General features: G+C 57.3%; 11 protein-coding genes. 8 read left to right on the top strand and 3 right to left on the bottom strand.

What is annotated here, in order from left to right; all coding sequences use genetic code 11:
• Positions 1–102: 102 nt before the first annotated feature.
• Both BBOH_RS01850 and BBOH_RS01845 read right to left on the bottom strand, forming a co-directional pair.
• The gene (locus BBOH_RS01850) at positions 103–1,053 is read right to left on the bottom strand and encodes a carbohydrate ABC transporter permease (protein WP_081930261.1); all 951 of its coding nucleotides are present in this window, start codon (positions 1,051–1,053) and stop codon (positions 103–105) included.
• A 95-nt stretch (positions 1,054–1,148) separates the two neighbouring features.
• Positions 1,149–2,399 (bottom strand): ABC transporter substrate-binding protein, encoded by a 1,251-nt coding sequence (locus BBOH_RS01845; RefSeq protein WP_033520435.1) that lies wholly within the window; start codon positions 2,397–2,399, stop codon positions 1,149–1,151.
• 220 nt (positions 2,400–2,619) lie between these two features.
• Between BBOH_RS01845 and BBOH_RS01840 the strand changes: the two genes are divergently transcribed.
• From BBOH_RS01840 to BBOH_RS01830, 3 genes are all read left to right on the top strand, one after another.
• Positions 2,620–3,633, top strand: coding sequence for a LacI family DNA-binding transcriptional regulator (locus BBOH_RS01840; RefSeq protein ID WP_033520433.1), 1,014 nt, complete (start codon positions 2,620–2,622; stop codon positions 3,631–3,633).
• A gap of 152 nt (positions 3,634–3,785) precedes the next feature.
• Entirely contained in the window at positions 3,786–5,894 is a 2,109-nt protein-coding gene (locus BBOH_RS01835; protein WP_033520432.1) for a beta-galactosidase, read from the top strand.
• Positions 5,895–5,997: 103 nt separating this feature from the next.
• A complete protein-coding gene (locus BBOH_RS01830; RefSeq protein ID WP_033520430.1) occupies positions 5,998–7,413 on the top strand; it encodes an ABC transporter substrate-binding protein in 1,416 nt (471 codons plus the stop codon).
• Between the two features lie 36 nt (positions 7,414–7,449).
• On the opposite strand, the gene BBOH_RS01825 is transcribed toward BBOH_RS01830, so the two are convergent.
• On the bottom strand, positions 7,450–8,214 hold the full coding sequence (locus tag BBOH_RS01825; RefSeq protein WP_033520429.1) for a type III pantothenate kinase: 765 nt from the start codon (positions 8,212–8,214) through the stop codon (positions 7,450–7,452).
• A gap of 1,047 nt (positions 8,215–9,261) precedes the next feature.
• Between BBOH_RS01825 and BBOH_RS01815 the strand changes: the two genes are divergently transcribed.
• The 5 genes from BBOH_RS01815 (at position 9,262) to BBOH_RS01795 (ending at position 14,975) form a co-directional block, all read left to right on the top strand.
• Positions 9,262–10,980: an ABC transporter substrate-binding protein gene (locus tag BBOH_RS01815; protein ID WP_044098067.1), complete on the top strand. Its 1,719-nt coding sequence runs from the start codon at positions 9,262–9,264 to the stop codon at positions 10,978–10,980.
• A 169-nt stretch (positions 10,981–11,149) separates the two neighbouring features.
• Positions 11,150–12,118, top strand: coding sequence for an ABC transporter permease (locus BBOH_RS01810; protein ID WP_033520427.1), 969 nt, complete (start codon positions 11,150–11,152; stop codon positions 12,116–12,118).
• Between the two features lie 218 nt (positions 12,119–12,336).
• A complete protein-coding gene (locus tag BBOH_RS01805) occupies positions 12,337–13,167 on the top strand; it encodes an ABC transporter permease (RefSeq protein WP_044098066.1) in 831 nt (276 codons plus the stop codon).
• A complete protein-coding gene (locus BBOH_RS01800; RefSeq protein ID WP_033520426.1) occupies positions 13,164–13,931 on the top strand; it encodes an ATP-binding cassette domain-containing protein in 768 nt (255 codons plus the stop codon). Before BBOH_RS01805 ends, BBOH_RS01800 begins: the two co-directional genes overlap by 4 nt.
• Before the next feature lie 171 nt (positions 13,932–14,102).
• Positions 14,103–14,975: an ABC transporter ATP-binding protein gene (locus BBOH_RS01795; RefSeq protein WP_033520425.1), complete on the top strand. Its 873-nt coding sequence runs from the start codon at positions 14,103–14,105 to the stop codon at positions 14,973–14,975.
• Positions 14,976–15,174: the final 199 nt, after the last annotated feature.

The raw sequence follows: 15,174 nt of genomic DNA, 5'->3' as shown, positions 1-15,174 counted from the left end.
TGGTAACGCCGGATATGATGCTTTTGCGACGGCTTAGTGTCAACCTGTTGGTCTTTTGCGTGCTGTCCACGTGCACGTTATTCGAGCTTGTTGCCTTGTTCATTATTCAAACCTCGCTGAAATCACATTTGAAAACCAGAGTTGGAGCATCACGACCACTGCCGTCGCCAGGAAGAACAGAACAGCCAACGCCGAGCCCACGCCATATTGCGATTGGCCGATTCCCTGTTGGATGATTGACTGGGTCACCGTATAAGTGGAATAGCCTGGTCCGCCTTTTGTCATCGTGAATGGAAGGTCGTAGACCTTAAGCCCGCCGGACATCAACAGGAACGTTGAAGTCACGATGCCTGGCATCAGCTGCGGTACGGTGATGTGCATGAACTGCTGGAAGGGGCTTGCGCCGTCCACCGTGGCCTGCTCGTAAAGGTCTGCGGGAATCGACTGCAGGAAGGCTAGGTAGAGTGTCGCGTGCCAGCCGATCTGCGCCCAGATGGCGATGAAAATGACGCAGAATTTGGCCAGTCCGGAATTGCTGAGCCAAGGGATGGGTGCTATGCCGAAAACGGACAGTACGCTGTTGACGACGCCGCTCTTCATAGGAGAGAAGATGTATTTCCAAACCATTCCCATGATGGCGAGCGATGGCACGGAAAAGAAGAAGAACACGCTTCGGACGAAGTTGTGCCCGAAGAATTTGTGGTTGACCACCACCGCCAGTGGAATCGCCAGCAGTGTCACGCCGATCATCACCACGATGGCGTACAGGATGGTGAATCCGAGCCCTTCAAGGGTCGAAGGGTCGGAGAAGACCTTGCGATAATTGCTCAGGCCCTGCCAGTGAAGGTTCATGCTGTAGCCATTGAAGTCCGTGAAGGAGAAATATAGGGTCTGGATCAGCGGGACCAGGAACAACACGACGAATACCGCCAGTATCGGTAGCAGGAACCAGAAAGATGTCACATCCTCCCTGAATCCCTGCATGCGTTTTCTGTTTCGGTATTCGCGCGATTCATGCGCCGATGCGTTGACTGAAGTTGTTATTCCACTCATCTGATGTCTTTCATGATTGTGGTTGCTGTATCCCCGGACTGGACGAACGGCGTCCTCGGCCGCTTGGGCAGTCCGGGAGCACGGGTTCATCATTGTTACTGTGCGGACGCCATCTTGGCGTCGACGTTCTTGGCCCATTGATCGGCGCTGATCTTGCCTTGAACCAACTGCTGCGTTTCGGCCTTGGTCGCGGTTTCGAAGACGTCCGGTTTCTTGTAGAAGTTGTTCATGAGGAAGTACTTGCCGGTTTTCACGTTCTTGGTGTAGACGTCCTCATATTGGCCGACGACCTTGGAGTCGAAGGCTGTCGCCGTGACGGCATCGCCGTTTCGGCTCTGCTGTTTCAATGCCCATTTGCCGGACATGAAGGCGAGGAACTTTTCGGCGGCTTTGAGCCTGTCTCCGCTCAGCTTTGAATAGATGGCCAGCCCCGGAGAAGGCGAGCCTTGTGAATAAGGCTCATAGTCCGAGGACAGCGCCGGCATTTGCGCATAGCCCCAATTGAGGCCCTTGGCTTGCTGGAACGTGCTGAAGTCCCAAGGTCCGGTGCAGATCATGGCGACCTGTCCATTGACGAACTGGGTCTTCACGTCATCGGCGCTCATGCCGACGGTGTCTCGCGTGACCAGATTCTGGTCATACAGTTTCATCCATTCCTTGATGGCCTGCTTCTCGTCTTCTCCTGGTGTTTGCCTGCTTTTGGAGGCCAGGGATGTCACATCAGTGCCATCCTTGGCGAATTTGGCTCCGGTGAAGGCGTCCGGGATGCGGCTGCGCCCGTCGGCGACCGTTTCAAGGTAGGGGGTGACGCCGGCTTTCTTCAGTTTCGCGCATGCGGCAAGAAAGTCGTCCCAGGTCTTCGGAACTTCCTGTGTGCCCGCCTTTTTCAACAGGTCTTTGTTGTAGACGATGCCGGAGGCCCATGAACTGGTCGACATGCCATAGACCTTTCCATCGCGCGTCACAAAATCCTTGTTCGCCTGCGCGATGTTCTTCATGAATGGTTCATCGGTCAGATCCTTGACGTAATGGTTGTTCATCAGGTCCGCCTTGTTTTCCGAGGTGATGACGAATACGTCAGGTGCTTGGTTGCCCACGAGTCTGGTCTGCAACGTCTGAATATATTCTGGTGTAGGAGGCGAGTAGGAGAAATCTATGCTGATGTCGGGATTCTCTTTCTCGAATTCATCGATGAATGGTTTGGAGGCCTGCTCGTTGTTCCAGCTCAGATAGCTGAGCTTTATTTTATCTGCATTTCCGCCTGCGCCGCATGACGCTAAGGGCAAGATCAACGCCCCTGCGGCAAGGGACGCCATGATGATGCGCGTTGATTGTTGAAGCTTCATTGTCTCTCCTTCATTGAAATACAAGAAGTTAAGGTATTGGGCATCCGTAGAACCGCTGAGACTTCATTGACACGATTCAAAACGGATACAATAAGTTCTACCATAAATTTGAAACGTGTCAAATCGCGATAGGACTGGTAGTATGTTGATGCAAGGCGAGCGTGCCGAGAATTCCAAAGCATTACTGTTGGTTCCGATGGGGTGATGAAAAGTGGTCACGATGGGAGATGTCGCCAGAGCCGCCGGCGTATCGCGGGCGACGGCATCCTATGCATTGCGCGGGGATTCCCGCATTGCCCTCCCGACTGCCGAAAAGGTGCGTCGGGCCGCAGTGAAGCTGGGGTATACCGCCAATCTGTCCGCTAGATCATTGCGCTCTGGGCGGAATGGTGTTATCGGCGTTGCCATTTTTGAGCTGGACAAGGCTTACCCCTCGCAGATGAGCGCCGCAATTTCCCGGGAAGCCACGCGCCGTGGCTTGCAGGCCATAGTCCAACAGACCGCGAATTCACAGGAGGGCGAGGTTGCCGTTTTGCGAAAGGTCACGAGTCAATTGTGTGACGGAACCATCTTCAGTCCTGGTCATGTTTCGGATGCGGAGATTTCCGAGCTTTCCGGGAACAAACCCATCGTTCTGCTGGACGATCGGTCTGACCGTCAGATGTTCGATACGGTCTTCACCCCTTGCCGAGCCGGAGCCAAGGCGGCCATATTGCATCTTGCTGAGGCCGGATGTCGGCATATCCTGGTCCTGGGGGCGGATCGACGCGCTGCGGCCGATGAGCCGAACGCGGTGGGCGGACGCCGCGTGCAAGGGGCGTTGGAAGGTTTCGAGCAAGCCGGCTTGCAATCATCGGAAGCTGATTTCGTCGGTCTGGCCGATTGGGATTTTGCGACCTCGCGGCGGAAGGTCCATGAACTCGTTGATCGGGGGAGCTCCTTTGACGGCCTTTTCTGCATGACGGATTCCATTGCGTTCGGCGCCATCCGCGGACTGGCGGATCGCGGGATTCATGCCCCCGATGACGTGGCGGTGATGGGTTTCGATGGGGTTGTTGAAGATGAATTTATGATTCCTTCGCTGACCACGATTGCGATAGACAACGATGATCTGGCCTGTAAAGCCGTGTCCTTGCTTGTCAGGCGTATCGAAGCAGGCGATGGGGGCGTCCAGCCGACAAGACTGACGGCCAGGTTTGATGTGGTGAAGCGCGAATCAACGAGAAGGCGGTGATGGCGGTAATGTTGTCATCGGTGATTCAGAGGGATGCGGCCACGTGGGCGAGCTTCGAAAGCCTGTGCATCGTCGAAGAGCCGCCGGGCGTGTTGAACGGGCGGTGAGTTATCGGATAATCAGCATTTTCTCAAAGCAATGGAGCGTTATATATGTTTAGCAAGGGACGATATCGTTGGCCGGAACCGTTGAAGGGCGATAAGCCACGAATCTGGTACGGCGGAGATTATAACCCCGATCAATGGCCCGAAGAGGTATGGGACGAGGATGTGCGTTTGATGCGGAAGGCCAAGGTCAACTTTGTCTCGGTCGGCATCTTCTCCTGGGCAAGGATTGAACCGCGAGAAGGGGAGTTTGATTTCGGTTGGCTCGACCGTGTCATCGACAAGTTGGGGCGTGCCGGCATCGCGGTTGATTTGGCCTCGGCCACCGCTTCGCCGCCGATGTGGCTGACCCAGGCGCATCCGGAGGTGTTATGGCGCAATGAAAAGGGTGACGTCTGCTGGCCCGGCGCCCGACAGCATTGGAGACCCACAAGCCCGGTCTTCCTCGATTACGCGCTGAGACTGTGCCGCGCGATGGCCGAACATTACAAAGATAATCCTTATGTGGTCTCCTGGCATGTGGGCAATGAATATGGCTGCCATAACCGTTTCGACTATTCCGACGATGCCATGCGGTCATTCCAGAACTGGTGCAAGGAGCGGTACGGCACCATAGACGCGGTCAACGATGCCTGGGGAACGGCTTTCTGGAGTCAGTCGATGACCGATTTCTCGCAGATTCTGCCTCCTCGTTATATCGGAGAAGGCAATTTCATGAATCCCGGCAAGCTGCTTGATTTTAAACGGTTCAGTTCGGATGCGCTCAAAAAGTTCTATTGCGCCGAACGTGATGAGTTGAGCCGTATCACCCCGGACAAGCCGCTTACCACGAACTTCATGGTCAGTGAGGCCGGATCCACCCTTGATTACGATGACTGGGGCCGTGAGGTCGATTTCGTCTCGAATGACCATTATTTCACCCCCGGTCGGTCGCATTTGGACGGACTGGCCTATTCGTCAAGTCTGGTTGACGGCATCGCACGCAAACGGCCCTGGCTGCTCATGGAGAACTCGACCTCCGCGGTCAACTGGCGTCCCGTTAACTATGCCAAGGAACCCGGTCAGCTGGTGCGGGACGCTTTGGCCCATCTGGCGATGGGCGCCGATGGCATTTGTTTCTTCCAGTGGCGGCAGTCGACCGCAGGAGCCGAGAAGTTCCACAGTGCCATGCTGCCTCATGCTGGTGAGGACAGTGCGGTCTTCCGTGATGTCCGGCAGTTGGGGGGCATTCTCGAACGTTTGGGCGATGCGGGTGTGCCTGGAACGCGGTTGTCGAAATCGGATGTCGCCATCGTCGTGGATTATGAAAGCCAGTGGGCCACCGAGCATACGGCCACACCGACGCAATGTGTGCGCCACATGACTGAACCGTTCGATTGGTTCCGCGCATTTGCCGATCTTGGCATTACGGCTGATGTCGTGCCTATTCGTGGTCATTGGGACGACTATGATGCGGCAGTGTTGCCGAGCGTCTATCTGTTGAGCGATGAGGACAGTCGGAGGGCACGTGAGTACGTCAGAAGGGGCGGAAGGCTCTTTGTCACCTACTACACGGGAATTGCTGACGAACGTGATCGCGTGTGGGCCGGCGGCTACCCCGGGTCGATCGGCGATGTGGTGGGCGTACGCAGCGAGGAGTTCGTGCCGATGGGGTCGAGCGCCGACAATGACGGTGCGCTCGATCATCTGAGGCTGAGCAACGGTGTCGTGGCCCATGATTTTGCGGATCATATAACTTCCTTGGCCGATACGGTCGATGTTTTGGCGACCTATCAGGCGGGGGAGTTCACGGGAATGGACGGCGTACCGGCGATCACCCTTAACCGGTTCGGTGATGGTCTGGCGGCCTATGTGGGTTGCCGGTTAGGGCGCTCGGGGCTTGCGTCGAGCCTGCCCGATCTGCTTGACCGGATGGGTCTGAAGCATGACCCTGATGTCGAGGGCGGCAGGTTGTTGCGTGTCGAGCGTGTGGGTGGCGCCGGGCATAGTGAAGGTGCCGCAGGCGGCAATCGGTTTACGTTCCTGTTCAACCGCACCATGGCTCCGGTCGAAACCGCCGTGTCGGGACATGTCCTGGTCGCTTCGCACGCGACGATCGACGAAGATCGGCATAATGCGATGATTGAGCCCAACGGAGTCATCGTTACCGCACGATAGGAGTTTATGTGGTCCGCATGTTAATTCCTTGAGAGGAGTCGGTCGTCAGGTGGCACGGGTTAGACTGGGCTTACCGAAACGGACGATAGAGGTGAGGTGCGGTATGGCGGCAGGCAAATGGGGCAGAAGGCTCGGAACGGCGCTGGCGACGCTTGTTCTCGCGGTCGCCTCCATGGCCGGCTGTGGTGCCGCACCTGACGACCGCACCGTCATCACGGTGTGGTCTTGGGAACCGAGCATGCGGGCCGAGGCGCGGGCCTTCGAGAAGGACAATCCCGATGTGCGCGTCGACATTAAGTCCACCAGCGGCTACGACAATCTCAATTCCGCCATTCAGGACGGTTATGATCTGCCGGATGTGGTTCAACTCGAATATTTTGCGTTGCGTCAATATGCGGTCAGTGGGCAGTTGCGGGATCTGACCGACGGCACGCGGGGCTTTGGTGATGCCTACACCCCCGGCACATGGTCCAGCGTGCAGCTGAACGGCCGGGTCTACGGGGTGCCGATGGATTCCGGCCCCATGGCCTTCTTCTACAACGAGGACGTATTCCATCAAGCCGGAGTGGACGCGTCGCGGATTCGCACTTGGGACGACTATTATGAGGCGGCCAAAAAGCTCAAGGCCATCGGGGTATACATCGCGGCCGACTCCGGCGACGCCAGCTTTTACAACGCGATGGTCTGGCTTGCCGGAGGCAGGCCGTTTAAAACGTCCGGGGACGGGAAAACGGTAACCGTCGATTTGGCCGGCGATAAAGGCACCCTGAGATTCACCGAATTCTGGCAGAAAATGATCGACGAGGGGTTGGTCGAGACAAGGCTCGCCACATGGTCCGACGGTTGGAAGTCCGCCGTTGCTTCCGGTCAGGTGGCCTCGGTGCTTTCAGGAGGATGGATGCCTTCGATGCTTTTGTCCGACGTGCCCGGAGGCGCCGGATTGTGGCGTGTGGGGTGCATGCCCACTCCCGATGGGTCGCAGGTGAACGCCGAAAACGGTGGATCGGCCTTGTCGGTGTTGCACTTGACCCGTAAGCCCAATGCGGCCATGCGCTTCGTCGAATATGTCTGTCGGGATAAAAAAGGCATCGCTCGGCGTGTGGACGGTGGGGCGTTCCCCGCCGACGTGGCCACCCTCAATTCCGAAAAGCTGTTGACGAAAACGACCATACGCGACGTACACGGCAATGACATAGCCTATTTTGGAGGCCAGGAGTTCAACCGGGTTCTGGCCCGGGCCGCAGAGAACGTGTCCACGGGCTACCAGTACTTGCCGTTCGAGGTTTACGCGCGTGGTGATTTCCGGTCGACTGTGGGCAAGGCGTATAGCTGGCAAAGCGCTGAGCAGACGCGGTTGCGTGTGCGGCGACAAATCGAAGCGGGGCGGACGAACGCTGACGGTTCCCCCTTGCAGTTGCCCGACGACCCCGGTCCCAGGGTTAGCCTTGCCGACGGCATCGCGTTGTGGCAGAAGGATCTTAAGGAATACGGCAACAATCAGGGATTCACAATCAACTGAAGGCGTGTCGTCTTGTGGAAAGCGGTCCGCACGACCTTACGAATTCAGTTGGTATATGAGTTCCATCCCCTTGAAAATAAGGTCCGGATCATATACGTCGATCATGTCCGTGTCGTCCATGAACACCGAACCAAGTCCTCCGGTGGCAATCACTTGGAATGGCTCGTCGATTTCTTCGTGGAACTGCCTGATCGTACGCTCGATGCCTCCAAGGAAATTATAGTATAGTCCTGCCTGCATGGCGGTTTTCGTGCCGGTGGCGAGTATCGAGTCCGGGCGGGTTATCTCCACTTCGGGAAGTTGTGCGGTTCCGGAAACGAGCGAATTGGCCGCTGTCTGAAGGCCGGGGCTGATAAGCCCCGACATTATGGCTTTGTGTTCGTTCACGTAGTTGAACGTGGTTGCGGTTCCGAAATCGGCCACGAGTACCGGTCCGCCATATACCCCGTAGGCCCCCACGCAGTCCGCCAGGCAATCCGCGCCCAGCGATTTCGGGTCGTCCAGACGAATCGACAGACCGGACTTGACCCCGGGTCCGACCACCATCGGTTCGAGCCCCAGGAACTTGACGATCGAGGCGCGGAATGAGTGCATCACCTGAGGCACGACCGAAGCGATGATGACGTCGTCCACGTCCTGCGCCTTGAGACCCTTGACGGCAAGGAACTGCATCAACATGAGCCCATACTCGTCCGAGGTGTGCCGTGCCGCAGTCGTGACGCGGAACGTCCCGGTTATTTGCCGGCCGTCGAGAAATCCGATGACGATGTTGGTGTTGCCGATATCGACCGCGACGAGCATACCTGCTCCCTTACTCTGGCTGAATGTGGCTGTTGGCTGCTTATTATTATAGGTAAGCCTTGGGTCAAGGCGATATCGTGGTACCGGCTTCCGACGATTGTGCGCTGCTTCGTATGGGGTTGCATAATGTCAAGCAGGACAGGAGGGGTGTAATGCCGACCGCGGCGATTGAGACAGAGGCTATTGCCGTCGTTCCGCCTGTTCGGAAGCCCGACCTGGAATGGGCGAGCAGATGTTGCGTATTGTTCTGGACGTAGTGGCATGGACGCGTACCGAACCGGATGTCTCCGGCTGGTGGTGACGCAAATTGATCCGGACAATCAGGAGGTATGGAATTATTCGGCGTAAATGGGTTCCAGGCGACGGGGTCGATCACGACGATTCTGAATTCAGTATTTGCGATATGGCACACTGGCGCCAATTCCCGGCTCGTCTGGATTCGAAGTCCGTTAATGGCGACTGCCGCGTTCCGTGTGGCGATAATGGTAGCCGTCTTTCGCGGAAAGCAGTCGGTCGTCGGTGAAATGCTGAAATTGCGGTTCTGGTTTTTACGTTTCGAAACGGTTATAGACAATTCCTTGACCACTCGATGAGGTCTTTCGTCCGATGCCGCACAATATGACGACCTTCATGGGCGACTTGACGCCAGTCTTTCAGTGCTGGGCTTCAGCATTGGCAACCTGCTTGTGGCGCTTCGGCAGTGCGGTCGTCTCCGCTGATCGGTCATGCCTCGTTCATTGGTTTTCAATCGCGGCCCTGATTTCTTGGTGGTAAGCTATCCTTGAGAAGTGCAGACGACCTTAATAGGCGGCTAGCGCAAGGGGTGTCTCCGGAGGACACCTGATAAATGGGGTACCGGTGCGTTTGATGGCGTATCGCGTTGCTGAAGAGGGGATTATGCCTAAGATGACAGGTGCGTACAACGACAATGACGCAACCGATGAAATGGCTGAGGACACTACGAATTCAAGCGTCGAGCCGGCGCCTGATGCCCATGATTCGGATACCGTCAACGCAACGCCGGGTGCGATCGAGAATGGTTCGGCTATGGTCAATGCATCCGACGCTTCTGCGGCAGGCTCGGGCTCGGGTGCCATTTCAACGAGTGGTTCAAGTACCGATCCGTCGCTCAATGCTCATGTGAAACATGTCAGAGGTGCCGGGGCTGTTAGCCGGGCTGATTCTCGTGACAGCATACATCGTCGTGGGACGGTCAGGTCGGGTGGCGGTGTTCGAGGAGTTCGGCAGGGCGTCATTTGGACCATCTTCGCTATTGTCGTGGTGGTCGCGATGATCTTCGTCATTACTTTCGCCAAACAGCAGGCCCCAAAGGTCAAGCCTGCAGGCAAGCCGGCGGATACCGTCACCATCGGGCTTAAGCTTGCGCCCACGAACCTTGACATACGTAATCAGTCGGGCTCCTCCCTCGATCAGGCGTTGATCGGCAATGTGTACGAGGGGCTTGTCGCCCGTAGCGTGGACAACAAGGTCGTTCCGGCCATCGCAAAAAGCTGGGTTAGAACCCCGGACGGCAAGTCCTACATTTTCCATCTCAATGATGGGATGTCCTTCTCCAACGGTGACAAATTGGACGCCTCCGACGTGGTGTGGTCAATCGATGAGCTTATGCGCAACGGTTATCAAGGGGCCGATACGCTACTCAATTTCAAATCCATAACGGCTGTTGACGAAAGAACGGTGCGTCTTGATTTGACGGCTCCGTATGCCGACCTGCTTTGGGTGCTGGCCGGACGGCCCGGCCTTGTGCTCGATAAGGACGGCAAGGTCGATATGAAGACGCAGGCGTTGGGGTCCGGACCGTATACCGTTGCGAAATATGTGCCCAACAGCTCCTTGACGCTCAAAGCCAATGACCGATACTGGGCAGCCACGAAGCCTGCGACTCAGACCATCGTATTGCGGTATTTTTCCGACGACAACGCGGCGGTCAATGCTTTGAAGTCTGGGGCCATTCAGGTTTTGGCGCCCATCGACCAGAGGCTTGTCTCCCCGTTCAAAAAGGATACGGACCATTATGTGGTGGCCTCCGGCGACGACACCGACAAATATGTGCTCGCGATGAATTGCGCTGGTGAGAAGACCTCTGATAGGCGGGTCCGGCAGGCGATTCGCTACGCGATCAATCACCGTGAGCTGATCGCATCCCGTGGAGGTGCCGATAAGCCCCTTGGTGGTCCGATTCCCAGCTTGGACCCGGGTTATGAAGACCTTAATGACGTATATCCATACAATCCCGACAAGGCTAGGGAATTGATGCGGCAGGCCGGCTACACTCCTGCCCATCCTCTGGAGTTGCGACTGACCTACGCCAATATCTACGGCACTGAACTGGGCGATCAGCTTCGTAGTCAGTTGAAGGCCGTCGGCATAGATCTGAAGGTCAATGTCGTCGAATTCTCCACCTGGCTTCAGGATGTGCTCAAGAATCACGATTATGATCTTTCGCTGGTAGACCACAATGAAAGTCACGACTTTGCGTCATGGGCCAACCCGAAGTATTACTACAACTACGACAATCGTGACGTGCAGTTGCTCTACGGCCAGGCAATGGTGTCCTTGAACGACAAGGATCGTGACGACTATCTTCGGCGGGCGGCGAGAAGAGTCAGCGAGGATGCGCCTGCGGACTGGCTGTTCAATTATCGAATCACCACGGCGATGGAAAAGGGCGTTGTGGGCTTTCCTCTGAACCTCAACCAGACGTTGCTGCCTTTGAGCTTAGTGAAGTATACACCGCTTGTCTAGGGTTGCCTTGTGGATTATTTGCCAAGTGGGAAGGCGGCTTGTGACTGCCGTCGGACGGGATGAGGGCAGGCAGGGTGAAGGCAAACAGGCTGTTTGTGCCCTGCATTGTTGGATTCAATGGGTTGCTTGACGGTTGCCCTATCTTCATGTAAGGGTGTTTGGAGCTTCGATGAGGTTTTTGATACGACGTCTGGTATCGTTCGCGGTGGCGTTGTTGGGGTTGTCCGTGGTGATCTTCGCGGCGTTGCGCATTCTGCCGGGAGATGTGGCTGTCGTTATGGCCGGTCTGAATTCACCGCCGGGGCGCGTCGCGCAGTTGCGGGCCGAAATGGGTCTGAATAGACCCTTGCCCCAACAATACATCGACTGGATGGCCGGCCTTCTGACAGGAGATTACGGCAAATCAATGCTGACCGGACAGTCGGTGACATCGATGGTGGTCGAGCGTGCGTCCATCACTTTTCCGCTGATTATATTTGGATTGCTCATCGCATCGGCCGTAGGGCTTGGTCTTGGAGTGGCCGCCAGTCTGGCAACCGGCAACGGTGTGCGCACCTTCTTTCGTGTCTTTGGGATAGTGGGCGGTTCGATCCCTGCGCTTTGGGGTGGATTGCTGCTTGTCCTGCTGTTTGCGCGCGGGGTCGGTTTGATTGGGCTCTTCCCGTCGCAGGGTTTTCCCCAGGAGGGTTGGGGCTCTCCTGGGGCGGCGTTCGCCTCCCTGGTGCTGCCGGCGTTGACCGTTGGTCTGATTGATGGTGCAAGTCTGATGCGGTATACTCGTTCCGCTCTCGCAGACGTAATGCATAATGGTTGTATGATCGAGGCGATGGCCTGCGGGTATACGCGAGCGCAGGCGTTGATTCACGTGGGATTGCGTGTGATTGTGCCGCAACTGGTCAGCGTGGCGGGACTCATGTTCGCCAACATGGTCACTGGGGTAATGGTCATTGAGAATCTTTTCGCGTTGCCTGGCGTCGGGTCCGGCCTGATCGCGGATTTGGGTGACAGGGACCTTATCGCGGTGCAAAGCGAGCTGTTCATGTTGGCGGCGTTCTTCCTTCTGGTTGGTTTGTTCGTTGACGTTCTGCATCGTGTGCTTGATCCGCGCCTGCGTCGTTCGTCGGAAGGGCGGATGTGATGGCACAACATGATATGTTGCCCGCGGAGACCGTGCACGACGGGCGGTTGGGAATCTCCGATGTCGTGGCCGGTTCGTGCCAGGCGGATGCCGTTGGACCGGCCGGTGCCGAGGGTTCGCCTCAAGGCAGGGATTCGAGTCCGCGGCCGGCCTTGCATACGCCTGATGAACCGGTTTCGTTGAAGGGGCTGGGCAAACTAGCCGTCGTGCTTCGTTCGATGTGGTCGCAAGGCGAGGGGCGTTTCGCGTTGGTCGTTCTTGCGTGTTGGATTGTGGTTTCACTGGCGTCTATCGTCTGGACGCCAAAAAAATTGTGGGAAACCGACGGGTATCATGTATGGGCGCCGCCAAGCGCCGATCATCTGCTGGGCACGGATGGCACCGGCGCGGATGTGTTCAGTTGGCTGATGGCCGGGGCTCGTACGAATCTGTTGATCGCGATACTGTCGGTGATGCTGGCGGGGGTGGTCGGTGTGACCCTGCTGATGGCGATGGTCTCTCGTTCGAAGATGGTTTCGGCCATATCGGTTGTCGCCGTTGACGCGCTCATCTCCATTCCCACGGTGCTTATCGCGCTTATTCTGGCTGTGCCGATGGGCGCGTCAATAGCGGTCATCATCCTTGCCTGCGGTGTGGGTTACGGGCTCAACCTAGCACGGATAGCCCGACCACAGGCCTTGTTGGCCGCTGGTTCGGACTATGCGGTCTCGGCCCGTGCCTCCGGCGCTTCCGGCGGCTACGTACTGTTCCGCCATGTGTTGCCTAACAGCCTTCCGTCCATTATGGTGCAGCTTTCGCTGTCCGCCGGCACCGCGATTCTGGCCGAGAGCGGGTTGACCTATCTGGGCGTGGGCGTGCCCAGTGGAGTGCCGAGCTGGGGGCATTCGTTGTCTACGTCGGTCAAGCTTATCGACGTCTACCCGCTCACGGTGGTCTGGCCGGGGTTGACCGTCACGGTCGTGGTCGTGGCTTTGAACCTGTTCGGAGATGTGTTGAGGCAGGCCATTGACCCAATCGTCAACACCGCCCTGCGAAAGGTCGCCGCATGAGTGTTTCGATACGCGATCTAGGTATCGTGATCGGCTCCCAAACCCTGGTTTCGGATGTCGATCTCGACATAGCGGATGGTGAGCGTGTGGGGCTTATCGGCTCGTCCGGGTCCGGTAAGTCGATGATTTCCAAAGCGATGCTGGGACTGACTCCTGATGATGCGGTGCTTTCGGGCTCCGTTAATTTGTCAGGGGTTGAGGCGGTTGGTGCCGATGAGGTCACGCTTGCGGACCTGAGGGGTCGATATGTGGGAACCATATTGCAGGATCCTTTTTCCAGCCTGAACCCGGTTACGACTGTGGGTCGTCAAATCGAACTGCCGCTGAGGCTGCACTATCGATTGAGCAAGGCTGAGCGTGCCGGGCGCGTTCGCAGGATGTTGGCTAAGGTGGGCCTTGACGCTGGTCTGGCCGACAGGCATCCAAACGAGCTGTCAGGCGGTCAGGCCCAGCGCGCCGCCATCGCCACCGCGTTGATTACCTCACCCCGGCTGATTGTGGCGGATGAACCGACCACCGCGCTTGACTCCATTGCGCAGCGTCAGATCGTGGACCTGTTGGTTCGGTTGGTGGATGATTCCGGTGCCTCGATGCTTTTCATCACGCATGATTTTTCGGTGTTGGCCAGAGCCACCACACGCGCATACGTACTGGAGCATGGACGTGTAGTGGAGTCGGGGGCGACCTCGGATTTATTGGCCAAACCCTCAACGCCGCAGGCTGGACGGCTGGTCGGTGCGGCAAGGAAACTGGCACTTGAGTAGGGATGATAATGCACATGGGTTATGTGGAGAATGCTGGCGTACGAATGGCGCGCGATGGGCGGGGGCATGATCCGCGCTTTCCGTGCGGATGAAACGGGAATCGTGAAGTTTGGTTTTTGTGTGATTGTGTCTTGACGACATTGCAGGATCCGATGTGGAATGGTGGGGAATATGGATGAAAAGCGCACCGGCATATTACGCGGGGTGGGCATAACCCGTAGCTTCGGGCGGCATTCGGCTTTGGCCGGTGTGAACGTCGAGGTGGAGGCCGGCCGGTGTCTGGCGATCATCGGTGGGTCCGGTTCCGGCAAATCGACTCTGGTGCGCATCCTTCTGGGGCTCGATTCACCGACCTCAGGCAGCGTCGATTACCGAGGTCTGCCGGTGAGCGGTCCACGTTCTGCCGGGTATCGCGCGTTGCGACGTGAATCGGGACTGGTGTTCCAAAATCCGTTTGCCTCGCTTGACCCGCGTTGGACGGTGGGGCGTTCCATCGCGGAGCCGTTGGCGATTGGTGGCGGTCATTCCGGCGATAATAGCAGTGACCATGCCGTATCGGGCCGCAAGAATACCGATGGATGGTCCGCTCGGCTTGGCGGGTTGTTTGGCATGGGCGGTCGTCGACGATTGTCCCATGACCGGCTGCGAGGCCGTGCCGCTCGGGCCTTGGCGTTAACCGGCCTGGATCCCGCCGAATTCCTTGATCGTTACCCGGCGGATCTTTCGGGCGGACAGGCGCAACGCGTGGCCATCGCCCGCGCCGTTGTCGCCGAACCGAATATCATTGCCGCCGATGAGCCGATGAGCGCCATTGACGTGGCCGCCCGTCTGCAGATCCTCGATGCGTTCGCGGCCATCCGTGAACAGCGCCCGAACACCGCCCTGATTATCGTTTCCCACGACCTTGGGGTGGTTCAGCATATCGCTGATCGCATTCTGGTGCTTCATGAAGGCCTTATCGAGCAAGAAGGCACCGTGGCCGAGGTTTTGGGCAATCCGACGTCCGACTATACGAGGCAGCTGGTGGCGGCCGCTCAATGGTGAAGCAAACTGTTTTGCTTGGCCTGCCTGTCGGCTGCGTAGGGCCATATCGCACTCATGTTTGCAAGCGCATGTTTACCGGCGCAACCGTTGTTCATCCGTTGGAGTCGTCGTTTGTGCGCCCTTGACTGATCGTTGTAAATACTGTAATTACAGATGCTGCGTACGCTGGTCATTCGGAATAACCGGTTGGCGCCTGTTG

The organism is Bifidobacterium bohemicum DSM 22767 (assembly GCF_000741525.1).
Classification (GTDB): Bacteria; Actinomycetota; Actinomycetes; order Actinomycetales; family Bifidobacteriaceae; genus Bifidobacterium; species Bifidobacterium bohemicum.
The sequence above is the reverse complement of the archived record's forward strand: the minus strand, read 5'-3'. Positions and strand labels throughout refer to the sequence as shown.

Coding starts and splice junctions, on each gene's coding strand:
- BBOH_RS01805 (WP_044098066.1), top strand. CDS start 12,337: ATGTGGTCGCAAGGCGAGGGGCGTTTCGCGTTGGTCGTTCTTGCGTGT.
- BBOH_RS01840 (WP_033520433.1), top strand. CDS start 2,620: ATGGGAGATGTCGCCAGAGCCGCCGGCGTATCGCGGGCGACGGCATCC.
- BBOH_RS01815 (WP_044098067.1), top strand. CDS start 9,262: ATGGTCAATGCATCCGACGCTTCTGCGGCAGGCTCGGGCTCGGGTGCC.
- BBOH_RS01800 (WP_033520426.1), top strand. CDS start 13,164: ATGAGTGTTTCGATACGCGATCTAGGTATCGTGATCGGCTCCCAAACC.
- BBOH_RS01795 (WP_033520425.1), top strand. CDS start 14,103: ATGGATGAAAAGCGCACCGGCATATTACGCGGGGTGGGCATAACCCGT.
- BBOH_RS01845 (WP_033520435.1), bottom strand. CDS start 2,399: ATGAAGCTTCAACAATCAACGCGCATCATCATGGCGTCCCTTGCCGCA.
- BBOH_RS01835 (WP_033520432.1), top strand. CDS start 3,786: ATGTTTAGCAAGGGACGATATCGTTGGCCGGAACCGTTGAAGGGCGAT.
- BBOH_RS01830 (WP_033520430.1), top strand. CDS start 5,998: ATGGCGGCAGGCAAATGGGGCAGAAGGCTCGGAACGGCGCTGGCGACG.
- BBOH_RS01850 (WP_081930261.1), bottom strand. CDS start 1,053: ATGAGTGGAATAACAACTTCAGTCAACGCATCGGCGCATGAATCGCGC.
- BBOH_RS01810 (WP_033520427.1), top strand. CDS start 11,150: ATGAGGTTTTTGATACGACGTCTGGTATCGTTCGCGGTGGCGTTGTTG.
- BBOH_RS01825 (WP_033520429.1), bottom strand. CDS start 8,214: ATGCTCGTCGCGGTCGATATCGGCAACACCAACATCGTCATCGGATTT.